The 23,019-nt window shown below is 73.9% G+C and carries 24 protein-coding genes; 12 read left to right on the top strand and 12 right to left on the bottom strand.

Annotated features, from left to right (window positions below):
* Positions 1-44: 44 nt before the first annotated feature.
* From LG632_RS12515 to LG632_RS12540, 6 genes are all read right to left on the bottom strand, one after another.
* Positions 45-209 carry a hypothetical protein gene (locus LG632_RS12515; RefSeq protein WP_226727078.1) on the bottom strand — a complete coding sequence of 55 codons (165 nt, stop codon included), beginning with the start codon at positions 207-209 and terminating at the stop codon, positions 45-47.
* Between the two features lie 70 nt (positions 210-279).
* Positions 280-1,359 carry a threonine aldolase family protein gene (locus tag LG632_RS12520; protein WP_226727079.1) on the bottom strand — a complete coding sequence of 360 codons (1,080 nt, stop codon included), beginning with the start codon at positions 1,357-1,359 and terminating at the stop codon, positions 280-282.
* Entirely contained in the window at positions 1,338-2,105 is a 768-nt protein-coding gene (locus LG632_RS12525; RefSeq protein ID WP_226727080.1) for an SDR family NAD(P)-dependent oxidoreductase, read from the bottom strand. The genes LG632_RS12520 and LG632_RS12525 overlap by 22 nt, the downstream gene beginning before the upstream one ends.
* 26 nt (positions 2,106-2,131) lie before the next feature.
* Positions 2,132-3,538, bottom strand: coding sequence for a DUF6421 family protein (locus LG632_RS12530; protein WP_226727081.1), 1,407 nt, complete (start codon positions 3,536-3,538; stop codon positions 2,132-2,134).
* A gap of 81 nt (positions 3,539-3,619) precedes the next feature.
* On the bottom strand, positions 3,620-4,627 hold the full coding sequence (locus LG632_RS12535) for an alpha/beta hydrolase (RefSeq protein ID WP_226727082.1): 1,008 nt from the start codon (positions 4,625-4,627) through the stop codon (positions 3,620-3,622).
* 45 nt (positions 4,628-4,672) lie between these two features.
* Positions 4,673-5,794 carry an LLM class flavin-dependent oxidoreductase gene (locus LG632_RS12540; RefSeq protein WP_226727083.1) on the bottom strand — a complete coding sequence of 374 codons (1,122 nt, stop codon included), beginning with the start codon at positions 5,792-5,794 and terminating at the stop codon, positions 4,673-4,675.
* Positions 5,795-5,843: 49 nt separating this feature from the next.
* Between LG632_RS12540 and LG632_RS12545 the strand changes: the two genes are divergently transcribed.
* A complete protein-coding gene (locus LG632_RS12545; RefSeq protein WP_226727084.1) occupies positions 5,844-6,467 on the top strand; it encodes a PadR family transcriptional regulator in 624 nt (207 codons plus the stop codon).
* A gap of 180 nt (positions 6,468-6,647) precedes the next feature.
* Entirely contained in the window at positions 6,648-7,331 is a 684-nt protein-coding gene (locus LG632_RS12550) for a glycerophosphodiester phosphodiesterase (RefSeq protein WP_226727085.1), read from the top strand.
* Between the two features lie 135 nt (positions 7,332-7,466).
* Here the strand turns inward: LG632_RS12550 and LG632_RS12555 are convergent, their stop codons facing one another.
* Positions 7,467-8,012 carry a GNAT family N-acetyltransferase gene (locus LG632_RS12555; RefSeq protein ID WP_226727086.1) on the bottom strand — a complete coding sequence of 182 codons (546 nt, stop codon included), beginning with the start codon at positions 8,010-8,012 and terminating at the stop codon, positions 7,467-7,469.
* 89 nt (positions 8,013-8,101) lie between these two features.
* Here LG632_RS12555 and LG632_RS12560 point away from each other — a divergent pair, with 89 nt between their 5' ends.
* From LG632_RS12560 to LG632_RS12580, 5 genes are all read left to right on the top strand, one after another.
* Complete coding sequence (locus LG632_RS12560; protein ID WP_226727087.1) at positions 8,102-8,671, top strand: DUF5134 domain-containing protein; 570 nt, start codon at positions 8,102-8,104, stop codon at positions 8,669-8,671.
* A 147-nt stretch (positions 8,672-8,818) separates the two neighbouring features.
* On the top strand, positions 8,819-9,751 hold the full coding sequence (locus tag LG632_RS12565; protein WP_226727088.1) for a M56 family metallopeptidase: 933 nt from the start codon (positions 8,819-8,821) through the stop codon (positions 9,749-9,751).
* Positions 9,752-9,834: 83 nt separating this feature from the next.
* On the top strand, positions 9,835-10,488 hold the full coding sequence (locus LG632_RS12570) for a phosphatase PAP2 family protein (RefSeq protein ID WP_226727089.1): 654 nt from the start codon (positions 9,835-9,837) through the stop codon (positions 10,486-10,488).
* A gap of 115 nt (positions 10,489-10,603) precedes the next feature.
* On the top strand, positions 10,604-11,470 hold the full coding sequence (locus tag LG632_RS12575; protein WP_226727090.1) for a thermonuclease family protein: 867 nt from the start codon (positions 10,604-10,606) through the stop codon (positions 11,468-11,470).
* A gap of 119 nt (positions 11,471-11,589) precedes the next feature.
* Positions 11,590-12,222: a TetR/AcrR family transcriptional regulator gene (locus tag LG632_RS12580; RefSeq protein ID WP_226727091.1), complete on the top strand. Its 633-nt coding sequence runs from the start codon at positions 11,590-11,592 to the stop codon at positions 12,220-12,222.
* Positions 12,223-12,257: 35 nt separating this feature from the next.
* Here the strand turns inward: LG632_RS12580 and LG632_RS12585 are convergent, their stop codons facing one another.
* Positions 12,258-13,709, bottom strand: a complete 1,452-nt coding sequence (locus tag LG632_RS12585; protein WP_226727092.1) for an LVIVD repeat-containing protein — start codon at positions 13,707-13,709, stop codon at positions 12,258-12,260.
* A 59-nt stretch (positions 13,710-13,768) separates the two neighbouring features.
* Between LG632_RS12585 and LG632_RS12590 the strand changes: the two genes are divergently transcribed.
* A complete protein-coding gene (locus tag LG632_RS12590) occupies positions 13,769-14,422 on the top strand; it encodes a DUF305 domain-containing protein (protein WP_226727093.1) in 654 nt (217 codons plus the stop codon).
* Between the two features lie 53 nt (positions 14,423-14,475).
* Positions 14,476-15,828, top strand: a complete 1,353-nt coding sequence (locus LG632_RS12595) for an FAD-dependent oxidoreductase (protein WP_226727094.1) — start codon at positions 14,476-14,478, stop codon at positions 15,826-15,828.
* A gap of 25 nt (positions 15,829-15,853) precedes the next feature.
* On the opposite strand, the gene LG632_RS12600 is transcribed toward LG632_RS12595, so the two are convergent.
* On the bottom strand, positions 15,854-16,201 hold the full coding sequence (locus LG632_RS12600) for an ArsR/SmtB family transcription factor (protein ID WP_226727095.1): 348 nt from the start codon (positions 16,199-16,201) through the stop codon (positions 15,854-15,856).
* A gap of 58 nt (positions 16,202-16,259) precedes the next feature.
* Positions 16,260-17,339 (bottom strand): NADH:flavin oxidoreductase/NADH oxidase, encoded by a 1,080-nt coding sequence (locus tag LG632_RS12605; protein ID WP_226727096.1) that lies wholly within the window; start codon positions 17,337-17,339, stop codon positions 16,260-16,262.
* Positions 17,340-17,538: 199 nt separating this feature from the next.
* On the opposite strand from LG632_RS12605, the gene LG632_RS12610 reads away from it, so the two are divergent.
* From LG632_RS12610 to LG632_RS12620, 3 genes are all read left to right on the top strand, one after another.
* Positions 17,539-18,630, top strand: coding sequence for a WD40/YVTN/BNR-like repeat-containing protein (locus LG632_RS12610; protein WP_226727097.1), 1,092 nt, complete (start codon positions 17,539-17,541; stop codon positions 18,628-18,630).
* 11 nt (positions 18,631-18,641) lie between these two features.
* Positions 18,642-19,328 carry a uracil-DNA glycosylase gene (locus LG632_RS12615; RefSeq protein WP_226727098.1) on the top strand — a complete coding sequence of 229 codons (687 nt, stop codon included), beginning with the start codon at positions 18,642-18,644 and terminating at the stop codon, positions 19,326-19,328.
* A gap of 96 nt (positions 19,329-19,424) precedes the next feature.
* Positions 19,425-20,354, top strand: coding sequence for a sirohydrochlorin chelatase (locus LG632_RS12620; protein ID WP_226727099.1), 930 nt, complete (start codon positions 19,425-19,427; stop codon positions 20,352-20,354).
* A 130-nt stretch (positions 20,355-20,484) separates the two neighbouring features.
* Here LG632_RS12620 and LG632_RS12625 read toward each other — a convergent pair whose 3' ends face one another.
* Together LG632_RS12625 and LG632_RS12630 are read right to left on the bottom strand one after the other, a co-directional pair.
* Positions 20,485-21,522, bottom strand: coding sequence for a lactonase family protein (locus LG632_RS12625; RefSeq protein ID WP_226727100.1), 1,038 nt, complete (start codon positions 21,520-21,522; stop codon positions 20,485-20,487).
* A 59-nt stretch (positions 21,523-21,581) separates the two neighbouring features.
* Entirely contained in the window at positions 21,582-22,718 is a 1,137-nt protein-coding gene (locus LG632_RS12630; protein ID WP_226727101.1) for a nitric oxide synthase oxygenase, read from the bottom strand.
* Positions 22,719-23,019 lie beyond the last annotated feature (301 nt).

Genomic DNA, 23,019 nt, shown 5'->3' on the forward strand with positions numbered 1-23,019 from the left:
GGGCCACCGCGGCAGTGCGGCCGGGAGGTTCGCCCAGAGCTCCGTCAGGTCGGCCGAGGTCCGCAGGGCCGGACGGTGACCGGGTGCGGGGCGGCGTAGAGGGTCGGGTGGTCGAGCTCGCCCAGCTCGGGGCGGACCGGGAAGGCCAGCCGCTCGCGGTCCGGGCCAAGGCCCACGCCCCGGCCGCCCTGCTGCGGGCGCAGGGACACATGCGCATGCTCCTGGACCCGTTCCACGGACCAGGAGCATGCGTATGCGGAATACCTGACCGCTATGCGATCAGCGGGCCATCTCTTCCTTCAGCGCCTGGAGGAAGCCGTCGACGTCCTCCTCCTGGGTGTCGAAGCTGCACATCCAGCGCACGTCGCCGGCGGCCTCGTCCCAGAAGTAGAACCGGTAGCGCTGCTGGAGCCGCCGCGTGACCTCCTGGGGCAGGCGCGCGAAGACCGCGTTCGCCTGCACCGGGTAGAGGATCTCCACGCCGTCGACCTGGCGGACGCCGTCGGCGAGCCGCTGGGCCATGGTGTTGGCGTGCCGGGCGTTGCGCAGCCACAGGTCCTTGGCCAGCAGCGCCTCCAACTGCACGGAGACGAACCGCATCTTCGACGCCAGCTGCATCGACATCTTGCGGACGTGCTTCATCTGCCGGACCGCGTCCGGGTTGAGCACCACCACGGCCTCGCCGAAGAGCATGCCGTTCTTCGTGCCGCCGTACGAGAGCACGTCGACGCCCACCGCGTTGGTGAACGTCCGCATCGGCACGTCGAGCGAGGCCGCGGCGTTGGCTATCCGCGCGCCGTCGAGGTGGACCTTCATGCCGAGCCCGTGGGCGTGCTCGCAGATCGCCCGGATCTCGTCCGGGGTGTAGACCGTGCCCAGCTCGGTGTTCTGGGTGATCGACACGACCTGCGGCATCGCCCGGTGCTCGTCCTCGAAGCCCCAGGCCTCCCGGTCGATCAGCTCGGGGGTGAGCTTGCCGTCCGGGGTGGGGACGGCGAGCAGCTTGATGCCCGCCATCCGCTCCGGCGCGCCGCCCTCGTCCACGTTGATGTGGGCGGTCCTGGCGCAGATCACCGCGCCCCAGCGGTCGGTCATCGCCTGGAGGGCGGTGACGTTCGCGCCGGTGCCGTTGAAGACCGGGAAGGCCTCCGCGTACGGGCCGAAGTGGCTGCGGACGACCTTCTGCAGGTGCTCGGTGTAGTCGTCCTCGCCGTAGGCGACCTGGTGGCCGTCGTTGGCGAGGGCGATGGCCGCCAGGACCTCCGGGTGGGCACCCGCGTAGTTGTCGCTCGCGAAACCGCGCACCGAGGGGTCGTGGTGGCGGCGGGCGTCGGTCCTTACGGTTGCGGGGTGAGCCACAGACGCTGTCCGTTCACTTCCGGGGCGGGCCGGTCCCAGACGCCGAGGACGGCCTCGGCCAGCTCCTTGACGTCGGTGAAGCCCGCGAACTTCGCATTGGGACGCTCGGCGCGCATCGCGTCGTGCACCAGTGCCTTGATGACCAGGATCGCAGCCGCGGCGCTCGGGCCTTCCTCGCCCCCCGCCTTGCGGAAGGAGTCGGCCATGGCGAGGGTCCAGGCCTCGGCGGCCGCCTTGCCGGCGTTGTACGCGGCGTTGTTCGCCACCGGCTGGTGGGCGCCGACCTGGCTGACCAGGACGTAGCGGCCGTTGCCGGAGCGGACCAGGGCGTCGTGGAACGCGATCGAGGTGTGCTGCACGGTGCGGATGAGCAGCTTCTCCAGGAAGTCCCAGTCGCCGAGGTCGGTCTCGGTGAAGGACTTGCTGCCGCGCCAGCCGCCGACGAGGTGGACCAGCCCGTCGATCCGGCCGAACTCCTTCTCGGTGCGGTCGGCCCACGCCTTGGTGGCGTCGAGGTCGAGCAGGTCCACGGTGTCACCGGTGACGGTGGCGCCGCCGTGGGCGTAGCGGGCGGCGTCGACGGCCTCGGCCAGGCGGGCCGGGTCGGCGTCGGCGGCCACGACGGTGGCGCCCGCCTCGGCCAGCCGCAGCAGGGCGGCCTGGCCGGCGGGGCCACCGGCCCCCGCGACGGCCACGACCGCGCCGCTGAGCTGTCCGTTCCCGTTGCCGTTCGGGGACGCGTTCATGCTGGAAGCCTCCTGTGCGCGGTCGCTCACGCGGCGACCCGCTCGGCGTGTTCGGCGTTCAGGGCGGTGATGCCCTTGGTCGAGGCGATCACGCCCTTGAGCTTCTTGGCGAGGGCCTCGTAGAACATGCTGAGCGGAAACTCGTCGGGAAGCACGTCGTCGACGAGCTTGCGCGGCGGCTGCGTCAGGTCGAGGGCGTCGGGGCCCTTGGCCCACTTGGAGCCCGGGTGCGGGGCCAGGTAGGTGGAGACCAGCTCGTAGGCCTTGAACCAGTGGACGAGCTTGGGGCGGTCGATGCCGTCCCGGTAGAGCTTCTCGATCTCGGCGCACAGCTCGTTGGTGACCTGCGGGGCGCGCATCCAGTCGATCTTCAGCTTGTTGTCCGTCCAGCGCACGACGTCGTGCTTGTGGAGGTAGGCGAAGAGGAGCTGGCCGCCGAGGCCGTCGTAGTTGCGGTTGCGGTCGCCGGAGACCGGGAAGCGGAACATCCGGTCGAAGAGGACGGCATACTGCACGTCGCGGCCGTGCTCGTTGCCCTCGGACTCCAGCTTCACGGCCTCCTTGAAGGCGGTGAGGTCGCAGCGCAGCTCCTCCAGGCCGTACATCCAGAACGGCTGGCGCTGCTTGATCATGAAGGGGTCGAACGGCAGGTCGCCGTGGCTGTGGGTGCGGTCGTGGACCATGTCCCACAGGACGAAGGCCTTCTCGCAGCGCTCCTGGTCCTCGACCATGCGGGCGATGTCCTCGGGCAGCTCGATGCCGAGGATCTCGACGGCGGCCGCGGTCACCTTGCGGTAGCGGGCGGCCTCGCGGTCGCAGAAGATGCCGCCCCACGTGAAGCGCTCGGGCGCCTCGCGCACGGCGATGGTCTCCGGGAAGAGCACCGCGGAGTTGGTGTCGTAGCCCGGGGTGAAGTCCTCGAAGGTGATGCCGAGGAAGAGCGGGTTGTCGTAGCGGGTGCGCTCCAGCTCGGCGAGCCACTCGGGCCACACCATGCGCAGGACGACGGCTTCCAGGTTGCGGTCCGGGTTGCCGTTCTGCGTGTACATGGGGAACACGACGAGGTGCTGGAGCCCGTCGACGCGCTCGGCGGCCGGGTGGAAGGCCATCAGGGAGTCGAGGAAGTCGGGCACGCCGAAGCCGTCCGCGACCCACTTGCGCAGGTCGGCGACGAGCGCCTTGTGGTAGTCGGTCGCGTGCGGCAGCAGCGGGGAGAGCGCCTCGACACCCGCGGCGACCCGCTCGACCGCGGCCTCGGCGGCGGCCCGGGAAGGGGCGCCCTCCGCCTCGAAGTCGATGGACCCGTCCGCGGACTGCCAGGGCCGGATCTCCTCCACGGCGGCCTTGAGCTCGGGCCACGCCGGGTGGTCCACCACCCGCGTACCGGCGGTTATCGCGCCACCGCCCACGCCCGGCACAAGAGTTTCCGTCATGTCACTTCCTCCACAGGAGAACCTCACGTAAAGACAGCGTATGCGCGCGAGGCTCTCCTGCTCAAGAGGGTGTGCGGGAAATTATTCGGCGCGACCCCCTGCTTCGCCGGAAGTCTTCCCGTCCGTAACCAGGGAACGGATGACTCCGCCGATCCGGTCCAGTGCGTCGCGGGCCGCGGGCAGGTACTCGGGCAGGGCCAGGAACCCGTGGAACATCCCGGGGTGGAGGTCCACGGAAGAGGTCACTCCGCTGGCCTGAAGCAGTCGGTCGTACGCCGGCCCGTCGTCGGCGAGCGGATCGCACCCGGCGACCACCACATGGGCGGGCGGCAGGCCGGCCAGGAGTTCCGGCCCGGCGTTCAGGGGGGACGCCAGCGGGTGCTTCCCGTCCTCGCCGGGCCCCAGGTACTGCTCCCAGAACCAGCGCACGTGCGCGGTGGTCAGGTAGTAGCCGGTGGCGTTGCGGCGGTAGGAGTCGCTGTCCAGCGACGCCGTGAGGGAGGGGTAGACCAGCACCTGGAGCGCGACCGGCGGGCCGCCGCGCTCGGCCGCGAGCAGCAGGGAGGCGGCGGCGAGGTTGCCGCCCGCGCTGTCCCCGGCCACCACCAGCGCCCCGGGGTCGCCGCCGAGCTCGCCGAGGTGCTCGCCGGCCCAGCACAGGGCGGCGTGGGCGTCCTCGACGGCGGCGGGGAAGCGGTGCTCGGGGGCGCGCCGGTAGTCGACGGAGACCACGGCGGCGCCGGCGGCCCGGCAGAGGTTGCGGGCGGTGCGGTCGTGGGTGTCGAGGTCGCACAGGACGAAGCCGCCGCCGTGGCAGAACACCACGGTGGGCCGCGGTCCTGGACGGCGGCCGGGGTCCGGAAGGTAGATGCGCACGGGTATCGGCGGCGCCCCGGGCGGGCCGGGGACGGTGCGGTCCACGACGGCGCCCACGGCGGGCGGCGGGGTGGCGGGCGGCGGGGTGGCCGCCATGATTCGCCGGGCCTCGACGGCGTCGGTGACGGCGCCGCCGACGTCGGGGAAGACGGCGGAGAAGGCACGGACGAAGGGGCGGGCCCGCGGGTCGAGCCGGTCGCTGGTGCCGGACACGTCGCTCCTCTCGGGAGGGTCGGACTGGGTGCGGTGGGACGGTGCTCAGGCGGAGCGGAACTGCGGGATGATCTTCTCGCCCCACTGCCGCAGCGTCTCCAGGCAGGCCTCCTGCGGCACGGTCCCCATCTGGACCAGGCACATGATCTCGTCCGCCCCGGCCGCCTTGAGCCGTTCGACGTACGCGATCGCGTCGTCCGCCGTGCCGTAGGCGTGGTCGGCGTTGAACGTGGCGGTCGCGGAGGGCCGCACGGGGACGGCCTGCTCGTGCAGCCGGGCCACGACCTGCTCGGCGGCCCGGCGCAGCTCCGCCGCCTCGTCGGCGCCGGGCACCACGGCCTCGTCCGGGACGCCGGCGCCGCCGTACCAGTGGCCGATCGCCTGGGCGAAGAACCGCTGGCCCCGGGTGCCGATGCGGCGGGCCCGCTCCCGGTCGTCGAGGACGATGGTCGGGCACAGCACGGAGAAGTGGTCGTTGACGGCGGTGGAGACCAACCGTGAGCCGTCCCGGCCGGCGATCGCCGCGTCGTAGACGCCGCGCATCTGCGCGATCGAGCCGGGCCCGGCGAAGCCCATCACCAGGGCACCGACGCCCAGTTCGGCCGCCTGCACCAGGGTCTCGGCGCGGCTGCACGCCAGGAAGAGCGGCGGGTGGGGCGTCTGGCGCGGGCGGGGCAGGATCGGGTGCGGCGGGATGTCGATCAGTTCGCCGTGGTATTCGAGCTCTTCGTCCTGCCAGGCCCGCCCGATGATCCGCAGCGCCTCCTCCACCTCCTGGGTGGTCCGCTCCCGGTCGACCCCGCACAGGCTGGTCTCCTGCTCGGTCCCGCCGCGCCCGGCCCCGAGGTCGAGCCGCCCGCCGGAGAGCAGGTCGAGCATGGCCGCCCGTTCGGCGACCCGGGCGGGGTGGTTGAAGTTGAACGGCATGCACACCACGCCGTGGCCGATGCGAATGGTCGACGTCCGGGCGGCGACGAACGAGAGGAAGACCTCCGGAGCGCTCATGTGGGCGTACCACTTGAGCGAATGGTGCTCCACGGCCCAGACGCGGTCGAAGCCGACGGCTTCGGCGAGCACGGCCTGTTCGACGCAGTCGTGGATGACCTGGTGCTCGCGCTCGACGGTGGGATCGGCCAGTTGGGCCTCGAAGATCACGGAGAACTTCACGACGCCTCCAGGGTTGCGTCCGGTGTCCGGTCCTACTTCAATCAGGAATATGACTAGTCGTCAGAAAGCGAGGAAGCAAGAGCTGTCGCCCACCGCCTGGGCCGTACTGGGGCTGCTCTCCTTCCCCGGCGAGCGCACCGGGTACGAGCTGAAGAAATGGGCCGACTCCTCGTTGCGCTTCTTCTACTGGGCGCCCGCCATCAGCCAGATCTACGCCGAACTGCGCCGGCTGGAAGGGCTCGGGCTCGTCGCCTCCAGCCGGTCGGGCCCCGAGGAGGCCCGGGCCAAGCGGCGGTACGCGCTGACCGGGGCCGGGCGCGCGGCGCTGGCCGACTGGGCCGCGGACACCGCGGAGGCCGGGCCGCCGGTGCTCAAGCACGGGCTGCTGCTGCGGATCTGGCTCGGTCATCTCGCCGACCCGGCGCGGCTGCGCGCCCTGGTGGCCGGGCACCAGGAGCGGACCCGGGCCGAACTGGCCTGCGTACGCGCCGCGATGGCGCAGGCCGGGGATGTCGGGGAGTGGGCCTTCCCGCTGCTGGCGCTGCGCTGGAGCGAGCGGCAGCACCTGGCGGAACTGGAGCTCGCGGACGCGCTGCTGGAGGACCTGGCAGCCGTGGAGGCCGCCCGCTCCGGCCCTGGTCAAGGCGTTGAGGACGCGCCCACGGGCGGGTGACCCGGACGGGCGCCCGCGGGCCCGCACAGCCCTGGCGGGAACCGGTCGTACGGCCTTCGCGGGGCCGTGCACGGGCGGTCCCAACGCCGCGCCGGAGGACTAGGCTGCCTCCTCACCGCGCGGTCCGGGTCGGGACACCGTGACCGCGCGGGAGCCGCCGTCGACGGAAGCGAGAGAACCTTGACTTTCCTCACCATCGGTCACCGCGGGGTCATGGGTGTCGAACCGGAGAACACCCTGCGGTCGTTCGTGCGCGCGGAACGTTCCGGCATGGACGTCATCGCGCTGGACCTGCGACTCAGCAAGGACGGCGCCCTCGTCGTCCTGCACGATGCCGAGGTGGACCGCACCACCGACGGCACCGGCGCCGTCGCCGACCTGACCCTGGCCGAACTGCGCGAGCTGGACGCCGGGCTCGGGGAACGGGTGCCGGTCCTGGAGGAGGTGCTGGAGGCGGTGAGGGCCCCCTTGCAGGCCTCGGTCCAGGACCCGGCCACCGCCCGGGCGCTCGCCGAGGCGCTGCGGCGGCTGGACCTGACGGGCCGGGTGGCGGTGTCGTCCTTCCACGACGCGGTGCTCGTGGAGACGGCCCGGCTGGTGCCGGGGGTACGGACCGTGCTGACGGCCGGGCACCACGGCGAGGACATCGTCGACCGGGCGCTGGCGGCGGGTGCCGAAACGGTCGCTCTGCAGCTGCGCCGGCTGACGCTGGAGACCGTGGAGTCCGCGCACACGGCCGGCCTGAAGGTCACCGGCTGGACGGTCGACACCCAGGAGCAGCTGCGGCTGGCCCGCGCGCTGGAGCTGGACGGGGCGGCGACCGGCTTCCCCGAGATCCGGCGGACCGGGCGGTTCACGGCCTGAGCGGCGCGGGGCGCGGGCGGCGGCGCGTGCGGGGCGCACGCGAGCGGCGCGGGGCGCGTCCGGGGCGCGGGCCCCGGCGTGCAGTGCGGTGCGGTGCGCGCGGCTGCGCGCGGTGCGGTGCGCGCGGCCGCCGCGTCAGAGCGGCTTGACCAGCAGCTCGAAGGCGAGGTCGTCGCGCAGCGGGATGCCGAAGCGCTCGTCGCCGTACGGGAAGGGGCTCAGCTCGCCGGTGCGGCGGTAGCCGCGCCGCTCGTAGTAGGCGATGAGTTCGTCCCGGACGTTGACCACGGTCATGCGCATCTGCGTGGCGCCCCACTGCTCCCGGGCCCGGCGCTCGGCCTCGGCGAGGATCTCCCGGCCGAGACCGGCGCCCTGGAGGGTCGGGCGGACCGCGAACATGCCGAAGTAGGCGTGGTCACCGCGGTGTTCGAGCTGGCAGCAGGCCACCAGCTCGCCATCGCGCTCGACCACGAGCAGGACGCTGCCGGGGGTGGTGATGACCTCGCGCACGCCGCCCTCGTCGGTGCGCTGGCCGTCGAGGTAGTCGGCTTCCGTCGTCCAGCCGGCGCGGCTGCCCTCGCCGCGGTACGCGGACTCCACCAGCTCCACCAGGGCGGGGACGTCCGCTTCCTCGGCGGGGCGGAAGGTCAGGGCGGCGGTGGGGGCGTCGGCGGTGTCCATGGGCAGAGGGTAACCCGGCGGCGGCGTGCGCCCGGCGACGGGCGGGCATCACTTCGATGACACCGTCGGTCGATCCGGGAGGTCGTCCCGTGCACGGTCCCACGACGTCCGTCCTCTCCTGGCTGCTGGTACTGCTGTGCGCGGCCAGCGGCGCGTACTGCCTGGGCCGGGTGCGCAGAGCGGGCCGGGGCCCGGCGGCCGCGGTGGCGTCCGGGGAGGCCGTGATGGGCTTCGGGATGGCGGCGATGGCGGCGCCGCTGCCGGTCGGGCCGGGTCTGTCCTGGGCGCTGGTGGCGGTCTTCGGCGCGGCCGCCGTGCACGCGCTGTGGCTGCTGCGCGGCGGTGTGCACCACGCCCACCACCTGGTCGGCTCGGCGGCCATGCTCTACATGGCGCTGGCCGCCTCCGCCGCCGGGCCGGGTCAGGGGCACGGGCACGCCGCGGCGGGCGTACCGCTGCTGACCGGGGCGCTGCTGTGCTACTTCGCCGGGTACGTGCTGCTGGTCGGGGCCCGCCTGGTACCGGCGGGCGGCGGCCCCGCGCCGGTCGCCGGGGCGGCGGTGCCCGGCGCGGCGGTGCCCGGCGGGGCGGGCGAGCTGACCCGCGCGTGCCGCCTCGCCATGGGACTGGGGATGTTCGCGATGCTGCTCGCGGGGTGAGGCCCGCCGTGCGTGCGGCGCGCCGCGCGGGGTGAAGTCCCCGCCGGCGCAGGGGTGCCGGGGTGGCGGCCGCGGCAAACGTGTCCTGCGTCACCAATGACACCGGACCGTACCCGCGGGTCGTCCCCCGCTCATAGGCTGAGAGGCATGATGGTCCCCGCCGTTCTCCTGCTGCTCGGCGCCCTGACCGCGATGGTCGCCCCCCGTCTGCTGGCCCGTGCCGACTGGCCCGAACGCGAACCCGTGGTCGCGCTGTGGATGTGGCAGTGCGTGGTGGCCGCGGTGCTGCTGTGCCTGGGACTGTCGATGCTGCTCAGTGCGGCGGCGGCGTGGCAGGCGGTGCGGGGCCGGCTGTTCGCCACCGCCCCGCACGGGGTGGTCGAGGCGTACGCGCTCGGCGCGGGCGGGCCGTGGGCGGCCGGCACGGCGGTGGTGCTGGCCGGCGGCGCGGTGTGGAGCGGGGCGATGCTGACCCGCGAGGTGCTGCGGGCCCGCGCCCGGCGCGCGGCGCGACGGACCGAACTCCTGGTGCGCGCACCGCTGCTGCCCGGCGAGGACCCGGGCGGCGAGCGGCTGGTGCTGCTGGAGGGCGAGCGGCCCGACGCGTGGTGGCTGCCGGGCCCGGCACCTCAGTTGGTGGTGACGACGGCCGCGCTGCGCCGGCTCAAGGGGCGCCAGCTGGACGCCGTCCTGGCCCACGAGCAGGGGCACGCGGCGGCGCGGCACGACTGGCTGCTGCACTGCTCGCGGGCGCTCGCCGGCGGGTTCCCGCAGGTGCCGGTGTTCGCCGCGTTCGAGGCGCAGATGCACCGGCTGGTCGAGCTGGCGGCCGACGACGTGGCCTCGCGGCGGTTCGGCCGGCTCACGGTCGCGCTGGCGCTCGTCGGACTCAACGAGGACCGCGGGGTGTTCGGGCCGTGCGCCCCGGCGGACCACCATGTGCCGCAGCGCGTACGGCGGCTGCTCGCGGCCACCCCGCGGTTGTCCGCCGGGCGGCGGCTGCGGGTGGCGGCGCTGGCCACGCTGGTTCCGGCGGTGCCGCTGCTGGTGGCGTTCGTCCCGGGGCTGCGGGCGCTGTAGCCGCCGTGCGGGGCGGGGCCGGCGCGGGCGCGGCGGCGGACGGGTCCGCGGTCGGGACGTCCGAGGGTGCGAGGATCCAAGGCATGCACAGCCGTCCCGTACGCCTCACCGCCCTCGTCAGCACCGTGCTCGCCGTCGTCCTGACCGTGCTGGTCGTCCTGCGCCCACGGGCTCTGCTCACCGCCGACGCGCGGATCGCCGAGATTCTGCACGCCCACGCGGTGGCGCATCCCGGCTGGGTGGCCGTGGTGCGGGTGCTCAGCGACTGGGTGTGGGACCCGTGGACCATGCGCGTCCTGGCCGCCCTCGCCGTGGCGTGGCTGCTGCTGCGCGGGCAGCGCGAGCTCGCCGTCCGCTGGCTCGCTGCGACGGTCGCGGCCGCGCTGGTGTCGCAGGGGCTGAAGGCGCTGGTGGGGCGGCCGCGACCGCTGTGGCCGGACCCGGTGGCCTCCGCCGAGTACGCGGCGTACCCGTCGGGCCATGCCCTGACGGCGGCGGCGGTGTGCGTGCTGCTGCTGGCGCTGTTCCCCCGTTCCCGCCCGGTCCGGCTCGCGGTGGTGGTCTCGGTCGTGGGGGTCGGCCTGACCCGGATCTACCTGGGGGTGCACTGGTCGTCCGACGTGGTGGGCGGCTGGCTGCTGGGCACGGTGGTGGCACTGGTCGCGCTCGGCGGGGCACGGCGGCCGGCCCCGGTCGAGGTGCCCTCTTCTCCCGCGGCCGGACAACCGCGATCCTGATGCGGGTCCGCTCACAGGTTCGCCCGCACGTTCGCCCGCAGATTCGTTCGTGGATTCGTCCGCAGGTTCGCTCACGGTCCGCCACTCGCCCGTACGGTGCCCCCGGGAGGCCGCCATGCCCATGCTCGTGATCGAGGGAAGCTTCCGGGTCCTGGGGGCCCGGCCGGACGGGGACTCGGTGCGGTTCGTGCCGGACGACCCGGCCCACTGGGACCTCGTCCCCGGTCCGCACCCGGTGCGCCGCAACAAGGCCGGCTCGGCCCAGCTGCGCCTGGACGGCATCGACGCCCTGGAGACGCACTACGTGCCGGCGCACGGCGCCGAGCTGCACCAGCCGCCCCCGTACGCCGAGGCGGCGGCGGACGAGCTGATCCGCTGGCTCGGCTTCCTGTCGGTGCTGCGCGACGCCCACGGCACCGTCAGCTCCGCCGAGCCCGCCGCCGTCCCCGGCTACGTCCTGACCCGCGGCGCCGACGTCAACGGCCGCTGCGTGGCCCTCGCCGGACGCGGCCCGGCCCCCGCGCCGAGCGGGAGCGCGCTCCACGTGGACGTGCCCCTGCTGCGCCAGACCGCCAACGTCCACCAGCTGCGGCGGGGGCTCGCCTACCCGACGTACTACACCAAGCTCTACGTCGACCTGCGCGAGGAGATGACGGCGGCTGTGGCCGCGGCGCGCCAGGAGGGGCTCGGGGTGTGGCCGCTGGACCAGACCCTGAGCGGCGCCAAGATCGACGGGCTGGCGTCGCTGAGCGAGAGCACGGTGGTGCTGCCGAAGCTGTTCCGGCGGCTGGCCGACTACCTGACGCTGGGGGCGGGCGATCCGTCGCTCGGGGGGTTCGGGGCGTTCCTGGACCAGCGGGCCGACCGGGTGCTGGTGCTCCCGCGCGGCCAGTTCACGGGGCTGTCCACGGTGGTGGAGGTGGACGGGCAGAGCGTGCGGCTGAGCGTGCCGCCGGAGGACCTGGTCTTCGAGGAACGCTGAGCGGCCCGGGCGTACCGGAGCATGCCGAGACCGGTGTTGAGGCGATCCCCCGCGTCGCCCCAACACCGGAATCCTGCGCTGAGTATATTGGCTGCGAGCCAGTCAACGCAGGAGTAAGCATGTCCCCGCGCAGCGCATCGGTCAATGAAGAATTGCGGAGACGCTCGCGGGAGCGGCTCCTCCAGGCGACCGTGGAGCTCGTGGCCGAACGCGGGTACGAGGCGACCACCCTGGGTGACATCGCCGAACGGGCCGGCGCCGCCCGCGGACTGGTCTCGTACTACTTCCCCGGCAAGCGCCAGCTGCTGCAGTCGGCCGTGCACCGGTTGATGCACCGCACCCTGCGGGCGGCCCTGGAGCGCGAGCCGCTCCCCTCGGGGGCGGACGCCGGCCGGGAGCTGCTGGCCCGGGCGGTCGACGCCGTCCTGGGCCTGGCCCGCGACCAGCCGCTGCTCCTGCGCACGCACATGGCGGGCATCCTCCAGGCCGAGGGCTTCGTGCAGTGCCCGGAGCAGCAGCGGCTGGCCGAACTGCTGTGGGAGACCCTCTCCCGCTACGGCAGCACGGACGTGGACACCGACTACCCGATGCTGCGGGCGCTGCTGATGGGCGCGGTGTTCGCCCTCCTGCTGCCCGGTGCGCCGATGCCGCTCGCGCGGCTGCGGGCCGAGCTGTTCCAGCGCTACGGGCTGGACTGGGAGCTGGGTGTCCCGCCGGACGGCGCACCGCCCGGCGGAACGTCACTCCTCTGAGGGCGGGGCCGTCGGCTCCCCGGACCCCACCGGGCTCAGTGGTACTCGGGCTGCGACTGCACGTTCAGCCGGTCCAGCCACACCCACTTCGCCGGCGCGGTGCGCCAGTCGTCGAGCCTGAGCACGTCGAGGCCCTTGACGATGTCGTTCGAGTAGATGTGGCCGTTGTAGTAGTACGCCGACCAGGACCCGCCCAGGCTCAGGGTGTCCGTGGTGAGCGGGCCGCGCTCGAAGTAGGCGATCTCCTGGGGCCGGGTGGAGTCGGTGAAGTCCCAGACCGAGACCCCGCCCTGGTACCAGGCCTGGACCATGATGTCGCGGCCGCCGCCGACCGGGACCAGGGAACCGTTGTGGGCGACGCAGTTCTCGGTGTCGGCCTGGTGGCGCGGGATCTTGAAGTAGCTGCGGAAGACCAGTTTGCGCTGGTCACCGCGGCCCTGGATCTCGTAGATGCCGTCGGCGCCGCGGTGGGGTCCGGTGGCCTCGTTGCAGGTGGCGCCGCCACCGCCGCCGAGTTCGTCGGTGAACACCACCTTGTCGGCGCGCTCGTTGAAGGTGGCCGAGTGCCAGAAGGCGAAGTTCACGTTGTCCTGCACCCGGTCGATGACGCGGGGCTGCTCGGGCCGGCTGATGTCGAAGAGGATGCCGTCGCCCATGCAGGCGCCGGCGGCCAGGTCCTTCGAGGGCAGCACGGTGATGTCGTGGCAGCCGGTGGTCTTCGACACCCCCGGGTTGGTGGGCGCGCCGGGGTTGCCGCCGTCGGGGAAGAGGACCGGGAAGGCGACCACGGCGGCCTGCTCGGGCGTCCTGCGGGGCACCTTGACGACGGAGATGCCGTCGTGCGGCGGCCGGCAGTCGGGATAGGCCTCGTTCGGGGAGTACGAGGAGACGTAGAGGTAGAGGTCCCGGTCGCCGGGGACCAGGGTGTGCGTGTGGGAACCGCAGGCTGTCTCGACGGACTTGATGTACTTGGGGTTCTTCTTGTCCTTGATGTCGAAGATCTTGATGCCTTCCCACGACGACTTCTCGGTCGCGGGCTGGGAGATGCTGTTGCAGGAGTCGTCGCTGCGCGAGGAGTCGGTGGAGAGGAAGAGCAGGTCGCCGGAGACCGAGATGTCGTTCTGGCCACCGGGGCAGAGCACGGTCGTGACCGTCTTGGGGGCCTTGGGGTCGGCGATGTCGTAGATGGTGAAGCCGTTGTAGTTGCCGGCGTAGGCGTACCGGCCCTGGAAGGCCAGGTCGGTGTTGATGCGCTCCGGGTCGGGGCTCGGGACCGTGGTCAGGTGCTTGACGTTCGGGCTGTGGACGATCTGGTCCTGCCCGGGTGAACCGGTCGCGGACCGGGCGCCGGGGGTGATCCGCAGGTCGCCGGGGTCGGGTGTGGCGGCCGCGGGTCCGGCGGCCAGCAGGGTGGCGAGGAGTCCGGCCGCGGTCGCGGCCACCCCCAGGCTCCTGCGTCGCACCCGGTGGGGGTGGGAAGTCGTCACGGTGCTCTCCCTGGGGTACGTCTGGAGTACGTGCAGACCCGGGCAGTATCTTCCTTTTCATGGACATGGCAAAAGGGTTACTGCGGCCAACCGCGTTCGCGGGCGTCGTCGTCTCGCTCGTCCTGGTCCTGGCCGGCTGTCAGGACGGCGACGGCCCGGACGCCGCCGCGGACGGCCGGCCGGTGGTGATCGCCCCCGGGCGTCCCGGCGAGGACGCGCGCACGCTCTCGCCCGAGCAGGCCGCGAAGGAACGCCCTGACGACAGCCCCAACGCGGCCGACCACGGCTACGTGCGGCACATGATCGAGCACCACCGGCAGGCGCTGACCATGACGGCCCTGGCCCCGGACCGGGCCTCGGGCGACGCCGTCAAGCGGCTCGCGGAACGGATCTCGGCGGCCCAGAAGCCGGAGATCGGGGCCATGGAAGGGTGGCTGGCCAAGCACCCCGCGCCCGCCGCCGCAGCGGGCGGGCACGACCACCACGCGATGCCCGGGATGGCCACCGAGCAGCAGCTCAAGGAGCTCTCCGAGGCCCGGGGCGCCGCCTTCGACCGGCTCTTCCTGACCCTGATGATCGCCCACCACGAGGGCGCCCTGAAGATGGCCGGCGAGGTACTGGCGGGCGGCAACAACGTCACCGTCGAGGAGATGGCGAACGACGTGGTGGTGCAGCAGACGGCCGAGATCCACCGGATGCGCGCGATGGGCTGACGCCGGCAGGGGCAGGTGCCATCCTGGGAACCAACGTGGTGAGGAGCTCCGCCATGCTTCGTGTCGCCGTCGTCGGATCCGGGCCCAGCGGGGTCTACGCCGCCCAGGCGCTGGTCACGCAGCGCGAGGTGCCCGGGGTCCGGGTGGACGTGCTGGACCGCCTCCCGTGCCCGTACGGGCTGGTGCGCTACGGCGTGGCCCCCGACCACGAGAAGATCAAGTCGCTCCAGGGCAATCTGCGCGGGGTGCTGGAGGACGAGCGCATCCGCTTCCTCGGCCATGTCGAGGTCGGCGGACCGGAGCTGAGCACGGCACGGCTGCGGGAGCTGTACCACGCGGTGGTGTACTGCGTGGGGGCCGCCCGCGACCGCACCCTGGGCATCCCCGGCGAGGACCTGGCCGGGGTGCACTCGGCGACCTCGTTCGTCTCCTGGTACAGCGCCCACCCCGACGCCGAGGACGAGGCGTTCGGGCTGTCCCGGGTGCACGCGGCGGTGGTGGTCGGGGCGGGCAACGTCGCCGTGGACGTGACCCGCGTCCTGGCTCGCGGCGCCGCCGAGCTCGCCCCCACCGACATGCCGCACGGGGCACTGAACGCCCTGGCCGGCAGTGCCGTGCGCCGGGTGGAGATGGTGGCCCGGCGCGGGCCCTCGCAGGGCAAGTTCACCACCAAGGAGCTGCGCGAGCTGGGCACCCTGCCGGGCGTCGCCGTCGACGTGGACCCGGCCGAACTGGCCCTGGACCCGGCGTACACCGACCCGGCGGCCGTTCTGCCCGCCGGGAACCGGCGCAACGTGGAGGTGCTGCGCGGCTGGGCGGAGCAGGGCCCGCGGGACGCGGAGCGGCGGATCGCCCTGCGGTTCTTCCTGCGTCCGGTCGAAGTGCTCGGCGACGGGGCCGGGCGGGCCGCCGCGGTGCGGTTCGAGCGGACCGTGCCGGACGGGCGCGGCGGGGTGCGGGGCACCGGGACGTACGAGGACGTCGAGGCGCAGCTGGTGCTGCGTTCGGTCGGGTACCTGGGGGTGCCGCTGCCGGGACTGCCCTTCGACCCGGCGACCGGGACCGTGCCGCACGCCGCGGGCCGGGTGGTCCGCGACGGGCGGGTGTCGGTCGGCGAGTACGTGGCGGGCTGGATCAAGCGCGGGCCGACCGGGGTGATCGGCACCAACCGGCCGTGCGCCAAGGAGACCGCCTCCTCCCTGCTCCAGGACGCCGGCGCGCTGGCCCGGCGCGACCTGCCGGACGAGCCGCTGGAGGCCCTCCGGGCGGCCGGGCTGCGGCCCGTCACGTGGCCGGGATGGCTGGCGATCGAGTCGGCCGAGCGGGAACTGGGCCGGACCCTGGGACGGGGCTCGGTGAAGATCCCGGACTGGCCGGGGCTGCTGGGCGCTGCGGGCGCGTCGTAGCGGAGCCGGGCGACCGGTCGCGTGCCTACGGCGCCAGCCGGGCCTCCTCGGCGGCGGCGGCGGTGAGCACGCTGTCGAGGAGGCCCGGGAAGAGCGTGTCGAGGTCGGTGCGGCGCAGGCCGTTCATCTTGGCCGTGCCGCGGTAGGTCTGACGTACGACACCGCACTCGCGCAGCACCCGGAAGTGGTGCGTGGTGGTCGACTTCGTCACCGGCAGCTCGAAGTGCGAGCAGGACAACTCGTCCTCGCTGTCGGCCAGTTCCCGGACGATCACCAGCCGGACCGGGTCGGAGAGGGCGTGCAGGACGCCCTCGAGCCGGATGTCGGCGGGCTCGGGATGGGGGAGGGTGCGGGCCGCCTCACGTTCCGTCATGTGCTGTGCTCCGCTCGCTCGGTGGTCTGTCCCCTCCCCCATGGTACGAAGTGCCGGTTCAGGACCGGTGGTACTGGTCGGGGGTGCGCACCTGCGCGCCCAGCTCCCGCGCGGCGCGGCGGGCGAAGTACGGGTCGCGCAGCAGCTCGCGGCCCAGCAGCACCGCGTCGGCCTCGCCGTTGGCGAGGATCTTCGCCGCCTGCTCGGGCTCGGTGATCATGCCCACCGCGGCCACCGGCAGGCTGGTCTCCGCCTTGACCCGGGCGGCGAAGGGCACCTGGTAGCCGGGGCCGGTCGGGATCCGGACCCCGGGGGCCAGGCCACCGCTGGAGACGTCCAGCAGGTCCACCCCGTGCTCGTGGAGGGTGGCGGCCAGCCGCACGGTGTCGTCCACGGTCCAGCCGTTCTCCGCCAGCCAGTCGGTGGCCGAGATCCGGAAGAACAGCGGCAGGTCGGCCGGCCAGACGGCGCGGACGGCGTCGACGACCTCCAGGGCGAAGCGGACGCGGTTCTCGTAGGAGCCGCCGTAGGCGTCGGTGCGCCGGTTGCTGTGCGGGGAGAGGAACTCGCCGATCAGGTAGCCGTGGGCGCCGTGGATCTCCACCACCCGGTACCCGGCGGCGAGGGCGCGCCGGGCGGCCTCGGCGAACTGCGCCGTGATCCGGTGGATCTCGTCGACGGTGAGCTCGTGCGGCACCGGGTGGCCCTCGTCGAACGGGACGGCGCTCGGCGCGCTCGGCCGCCAGCCGTGCTCCTCGGGGCCGACGGGGGCGCCGCCCTTCCACGGCCTGCCGGTGGAGGCCTTGCGGCCGGCGTGGGCGAGCTGGATGCCCGGCACGGTGCCCTGCGCGGTGAGGAACCCGGTGATCCGGCGCAGCGCCTCGACCTGGGTGTCGTTCCAGATGCCGAGGTCGTAGGGGGTGATCCGGCCCTCCGGGGAGACCGCGGTGGCCTCCTGGAGGATCAGGCCGGTGCCGCCGGTGGCGCGGGCCGCGTAGTGGGTGAAGTGCCAGTCGTTCGCCACGCCCGCATTCGGCCCGAAGGCCTCCGCGCTGTACTGGCACATGGGCGCCATCCACAGGCGGTTGGGCAGCGTGACCGAGCGGAGGGTGCAGGGCTCGAACAGGGCAGTGCTCATGAGGGGCTCTCCAGGACCTCGACCTGTAAGTACGAGAGACACCGTACTACGAAATCTCTCGTAGTACGAGACCTCTCGTACCAGCGGTGCGGAAAGGGTGGGCGGCACGGCATCGCGCGACCGGACCGTTGTCGGTGGCCGGGTGCAGACTGTCCGCAAGACGCTTTTTTCAGGACACCGACGTCCGGAGGGTGCGGCCATGACCGATGTGCTGCTGCTGGTGGGAACGCGCAAGGGCCTGTTCGTCGGGCGCCGTCGGGACGACGGTCCGTGGCACTTCGACGGCCCGCACTTCAACGCCCAGGCCGTGTACGCCGTCGCCGTCGACCGGCGGGGGCCCACGCCCCGGCTGCTGGTGGGCGGGGACAGCGCCCACTGGGGGCCCTCGGTGTTCACCTCGGACGACCTGGGGGCCACCTGGCGGGAACCGGCCCGTCCGGCGGTGCGGTTCCCGAAGGACACCGGGGCCTCGCTGGAGCGGGTCTGGCAGTTGCACCCGGCGGGCCCCGAGGCGCCGGACGTGGTGTACGCCGGGACGGAGCCGGCGGCCCTGTTCCGCTCGACCGACCGCGGGGAGTCCTTCGAGCTGGTCCGGCCGCTGTGGGAGCACCCGACCCGCAAGGACTGGATGCCGGGCGGCGGGGGCGAGGCCGTGCACACGGTGATCACGGACCCGGCCGACGCGGACGCGGTGACGGTCGCCGTCTCGACGGCCGGGGTGTTCCGCACCCGGGACGGCGGCGCGAGCTGGGCGCCGTCCAACCGCGGGGTGTCGGCCGTCTTCCTGCCGGACCAGCACCCCGAGTTCGGCCAGTGCGTGCACAAGATCGCCCAGGACGCCGGCGACACCGACCGGCTGTACCTGCAGAACCACTGGGGGGTCTACCGCAGCGACGACGCCGGCGGACGGTGGACGGACATCGGCGCCGGGCTCCCCTCGGACTTCGGGTTCGCCGTCGCCGCCCACCCGCACCGGCCGGACACCGCCTACCTCTTCCCGCTGAACGCCGACTCCGACCGGGTCCCGGCCGAACGCCGCTGCCGCGTCTTCCGCACCCGGGACGCGGGCGCCACGTGGGAGCCGCTGACGGCGGGCCTGCCGGACGGCGACCACTACGGCACGGTGCTGCGGGACGCGCTGTGCACGGACGACGCCGACCCGGCCGGCATCTACTTCGGCAACCGCAACGGCGAGTTGTACGCCAGCGCCGACGACGGCGACAGCTGGCAGATGCTGGCCTCGCACCTGCCGGACGTCCTGTGTGTCCGGGCGGCGGTGATCGGCCACTAGAGTGACCCGATGTGGCAGCACGACCGTTGAACGAGATCGTCGAAGCAGGCTGGGCACGCGCGCTGGAGCCGGTGGCGGGGCAGATCGCCGCCATGGGCGACTTCCTGCGCACGGAGATCGCGGCCGGACGCACCTACCTCCCGGCGGGGGCGCACGTCCTGCGCGCCTTCCAGCAGCCCTTCGAGGAGGTCCGGGTCCTGATCATGGGACAGGACCCGTACCCGACCCCCGGGCACGCGGTGGGCCTGTCGTTCTCGGTGGCGCCCGAGGTGCGCCCGGTCCCGGGCAGCCTGGAGAACATCTTCCGCGAGCTGCACAGCGACCTGGGCCACCCCCGGCCCGCCAACGGCGACCTCACCCCGTGGACCCGGCAGGGCGTGCTGCTGCTGAACCGCGCCCTGACCACCGCGCCCCGCAAGCCCGGCGGGCACCGGGGCAAGGGCTGGGAGGCGGTGACCGAGCAGGCCATCCGCGCCCTGGTCGCGCGGGGCACCCCCCTGGTGTCGGTGCTCTGGGGACGCGACGCCCGCAACCTGCGGCCCCTGCTGGGCGACCTGCCGGCGGTGGAGTCGGCGCACCCCTCCCCCATGTCGGCCGACCGCGGCTTCTTCGGCTCGCGGCCCTTCAGCAGGGTGAACGACCTGCTGGTGCGGCAAGGGGCGCAGCCCGTGGACTGGAGTCTGCCGGCCGCCCGTTGAACCTGTCAGTTCTTCACCGGATAAATACGGACAGATAACACTCAGCCCACCCCTCCCCGAACACCTGGTTCCGATAAGCCAGTAGCATGCGGCGCCATGAGCACCCCCACTGGGCCCGCGAACGGCCTGCCCGTACGAATGCCGCGACCCCGCCCGACCGGAAGGCACCGCCGGCCCGAGCCCGCGGTCGCGCCCGAGGGCGCGCCCGCGCTGGTGCTCGCCGTGCCGGGTGCCCCTTCCGCCGCCGCGCGGGGGCTCGCGGAGGAGATCCTCAGCATCGGCCGCTCCGAGCTGCCCGGCCTGGACGCGCGGATCGGCTACCTGGAGGGCGAGGACCCGCAGGACGGTTCCGCCCCTGAGTTCCCCTCGCTCTCCGGCGTGCTGACCGCGGTGGCGCAGGAGCGCGCCGCGCGCGCGGAGTTCGCCCGGGCCGCGGGCCAGGACGTGCCGGCGCCCACCGGCCCGGACGCCGTGGTGGTCCCGCTGCTGGCCGGCCCCGACGCCGACCTGCTGCGCCGCATCCGGCAGGCCCTGATGGACAGCTCCGCGGCCGTCGAGCTCGCCGACGTCCTGGGCCCGCACCCGCTGCTGGCCGAGGGCCTGCACGTCCGGCTGTCCGAGGCGGGCCTGGCCCGCGCGGACCGGGCGCGGCTGTTCACCGTCGCCACCGCGGCGGACGGCATCATCCTGGCCACCACCGGCGGCGAGGAGGCCGTCCAGGCCGCCGGGATCACCGGCATGCTGCTGGCCGCCCGGCTGGCGGTGCCCGTGATGGCCGCCGCCCTCGACCAGGAGGGCTCGGTCGCCTCGGTCGCCCAGCAGCTGCGCGGCGCCGGTTCGGTGCAGCTGGCGCTCGCGCCGTACCTGATCGGCCCGGAGGCCGCCGACGGCCTGCTGGACACCGCCTGCAAGGAGGCCGACTGCGCCACCGCCGAGGTGCTCGGCGCGTACCCGGCCATCGGCAAGCTCGCGGTGGCGCAGTACGGCGCCGCCCTCGGCCTGCCGCAGAACGCCGGCGCCCACTGACACCACCGCCGGCCGCGGGACGGCCGGCGCGTGCCGCGAGGCCCGCTCCCGTCGGTCGACGGGTGCGGGCCTCGTGTCGTCGCGGGCGGCCGCGGGTCAACCGGACCCGGCCGCCCGGCGACCGCGGGCCTCAGCCGAAGACCACACAGGTGGCCGCCGGTACCGCGAGCGAGCCGGCCCGGTGGGGCCGTCCGGTGGCCGGGTCCACGTCGAACCAGGTCACGTCACCGGAGCGCTCGTGGGCCGCGTAGAGCCGGCCCGCCGGCCCGAGGGCGAGGTCGCGCGGCCAGTGGCCGCCGCTGGGCACGCAGGCGGTGGGGCGGGGCAGCAGCGGTCCGTCGGCGAGCGACAGCACCGCGATCGTGTCGGCGCCGCGGACGGCGGCCCAGACGAACCGGCCGTCCGGGGCGACCACCACGGCCGAGGGGTAGGCCCGTACGGCGCCCGGAGCCGCCTCCTGCGCCACCGGAACCTCTCCGACCACCTCCAGCCGCCCGGCCGCCGCGTCCCAGCGGCAGACGGTCAGCAGCGGCCGCAACTCGCCCAGCACGTAGACCGCCTCGCCGTCCGGGTGGAAGGCGAGGTGGCGGGGACCGTTGCCGGCCGACAGCGCGGTCTCCGCGTGCAGGCGCAGCTCCGGGTCCCGCGCACCGTACACCCGCACCGAGTCCGTGCCGAGGTCGACGCCGAGCACCCAGCGGCCGCCGGGGTCGGGCAGCACCTGGTGCGCGTGCGGCCCGCCCTGGCGGTCCGGGTCGGGGCCGGAGCCCCGGTGGCGCACGACCGTGGCGGCCCCCGAAATCCGTCCGTCCGGCGCCAGCGGGAGCGCACCGACGCCGCCCGTGGTGTAGTGCGCGGTGAACAGCCTCCTCCCGGCGACGGACAGGTGCGTGGGGCCGGACCCGCCGACCGGCGCGGCGGGACCCAGGACCGTGAGCCCGCCCCCGGCGGACGTGCGGAAGGCCTGGACGGCTCCCCGCTCGCTCTCGCTCACGGCGTAGAGCACGCCGCCGTCGGCGGAGAGCGCCAGGTACGAGGGGTCGGCGACGGCGTCGCTGACGGAGAGCGGGGTCAGGCCGCCGGTCGCCGGATCGACGGCCGCGGTGGTGATCCCGCGGCCGCCCGCCGACGTGAACGAGCCGATGTGGGCCCGCAGTCCACTTCCCACGCTGTTCCCCTCTCCTGACGGTCCGGCGCCGGATCCGTGCGCCGACCGTAGCAGAAGGTCTAGACCAGATTCCGCCCTGCGGCCCGGTCCGCCGCACCCTCGTGGTGCACGAAGGCGGGCGTGGCCTGCCGGTCCTCGTAGGTGCGGTGGAAGACCGGGGTGGCGGAGCCGGAGATCGGCGGCACGATCCACGACCAGTCGGCCCCGACGTCGCGGCCCTTGCGCTCCTCCCGGGCGAGGTGGGTCAGGAAGCGGCGGGACTCCGAGTGGTGGTCGGCGATGGTGACCCCGGCGCGGTCGAAGGAGTGCAGCACCGCCCGGTTCAGCTCGACGAGCGCCCTGTCCTTCCACAGCGAGCGGTCGCTGCCGGTGTCCAGGCCGAGCCTGCGGGCCACCAGGGGCAGCAGGTTGTAGCGGTCGGCGTCCCCGAGGTTGCGGGCGCCGATCTCGGTGCCCATGTACCAGCCGTTGAACGGGGCCGCCGAGTAGTGGACCCCGCCGATCTCCAGGCACATGTTGGAGATGGCCGGGACCGCGTGCCAGCGCAGGCCCCAGTCCGCCCAGGGGTCCTCGCCGGGGTGCTCGATGGGCACCTCCAGCACCGCGTCGGCGGGGAGGTCGAACCAGCGGGGTTTGTCGTCGCACCCCTGCACCACGAGCGGGAGCAGGTCGAACGGGGTGCCGGCCCCGCCGGACCAGCCCAGGGCCCGCAGGGCCTCGGTGAGCTCCCGGTTGCGGGGGTCCCCTACCGTGACCGAGGGGTGGTCGCCGTAGCCGGCGTAGCGGATCAGCTGCTCGCTCCAGATGAGCGGGCCGGGGCGGTCGGGGGTCTCCTGGGCGAAGACCGTGATGGTCGGGCGGATCCGGCCGCCGTTCGTCGCCTCGCGCAGGTGCTCCACGCACTCGGCGGCGATCTCGTCGGCGCCGGTGATCTCCCTGCGGTCGCGCACCCGCAGGGAGTTCCAGTAGAGCCGGCCTATGCAGCGGTTGCTGTTGCGCCAGGCGACCCGGGCACCGTGCACGAGTTCCTCGGGGGTGTGGCGGTAGGTTCCGGTTTCCTCGATCTCGGCGCGTACGGCCGCGATACGATGGCCCGGATCACCCGCCCCCGGGGTCTCTCTGTGGAAGAGCCGGATGAACTCCTCCGCCGCGTCCGCCGTCTGAGCGGTCGTCAGGCGCTCGTGAAGTATTTCCATTCCGGGCGGTTACCCCCTGTCCGGCCAGATCCACCCTGTATTTGCCGCATGAATGTGCGGTGGACACTCACCCGTTGTACATGCCGCAGGTCAGGGGCGGGGGCCGGACGGAGGAGGAACACCTCCTCCGGGTGATGTAGCGCCGAGGGGCTTGCGCGGGCGGCTCAGGAACCGACCAGCGGCGAGGGCCGGGTGCTGCGCAGCGGGGAGTCGAGCTCGACGAGCACCCGCTCCAGGCCGTGCAGGTGCGCCAGCGCGGGCTGCGCCGCGGCCGCGGGGGCGTCGGGGCGGTCGGATGCGG

The organism is Streptomyces antimicrobicus (assembly GCF_020532625.1).
GTDB lineage: Bacteria > Actinomycetota > Actinomycetes > Streptomycetales > Streptomycetaceae > Streptomyces > Streptomyces antimicrobicus.

What these genes read in the sequence shown, in the direction of transcription:
- LG632_RS12555 (WP_226727086.1), bottom strand. Translation starts at nt 8,012, where the DNA reads ATGGACACCGCCGACGCCCCCACCGCCGCCCTGACCTTCCGCCCCGCC.
- LG632_RS12610 (WP_226727097.1), top strand. Translation starts at nt 17,539, where the DNA reads ATGACCGATGTGCTGCTGCTGGTGGGAACGCGCAAGGGCCTGTTCGTC.
- LG632_RS12590 (WP_226727093.1), top strand. Translation starts at nt 13,769, where the DNA reads ATGGACATGGCAAAAGGGTTACTGCGGCCAACCGCGTTCGCGGGCGTC.
- LG632_RS12600 (WP_226727095.1), bottom strand. Translation starts at nt 16,201, where the DNA reads ATGACGGAACGTGAGGCGGCCCGCACCCTCCCCCATCCCGAGCCCGCC.
- LG632_RS12570 (WP_226727089.1), top strand. Translation starts at nt 9,835, where the DNA reads ATGCACAGCCGTCCCGTACGCCTCACCGCCCTCGTCAGCACCGTGCTC.
- LG632_RS12605 (WP_226727096.1), bottom strand. Translation starts at nt 17,339, where the DNA reads ATGAGCACTGCCCTGTTCGAGCCCTGCACCCTCCGCTCGGTCACGCTG.
- LG632_RS12530 (WP_226727081.1), bottom strand. Translation starts at nt 3,538, where the DNA reads ATGACGGAAACTCTTGTGCCGGGCGTGGGCGGTGGCGCGATAACCGCC.
- LG632_RS12525 (WP_226727080.1), bottom strand. Translation starts at nt 2,105, where the DNA reads ATGAACGCGTCCCCGAACGGCAACGGGAACGGACAGCTCAGCGGCGCG.
- LG632_RS12580 (WP_226727091.1), top strand. Translation starts at nt 11,590, where the DNA reads ATGTCCCCGCGCAGCGCATCGGTCAATGAAGAATTGCGGAGACGCTCG.
- LG632_RS12630 (WP_226727101.1), bottom strand. Translation starts at nt 22,718, where the DNA reads ATGGAAATACTTCACGAGCGCCTGACGACCGCTCAGACGGCGGACGCG.
- LG632_RS12565 (WP_226727088.1), top strand. Translation starts at nt 8,819, where the DNA reads ATGATGGTCCCCGCCGTTCTCCTGCTGCTCGGCGCCCTGACCGCGATG.
- LG632_RS12575 (WP_226727090.1), top strand. Translation starts at nt 10,604, where the DNA reads ATGCCCATGCTCGTGATCGAGGGAAGCTTCCGGGTCCTGGGGGCCCGG.
- LG632_RS12620 (WP_226727099.1), top strand. Translation starts at nt 19,425, where the DNA reads ATGAGCACCCCCACTGGGCCCGCGAACGGCCTGCCCGTACGAATGCCG.
- LG632_RS12545 (WP_226727084.1), top strand. Translation starts at nt 5,844, where the DNA reads ATGACTAGTCGTCAGAAAGCGAGGAAGCAAGAGCTGTCGCCCACCGCC.
- LG632_RS12595 (WP_226727094.1), top strand. Translation starts at nt 14,476, where the DNA reads ATGCTTCGTGTCGCCGTCGTCGGATCCGGGCCCAGCGGGGTCTACGCC.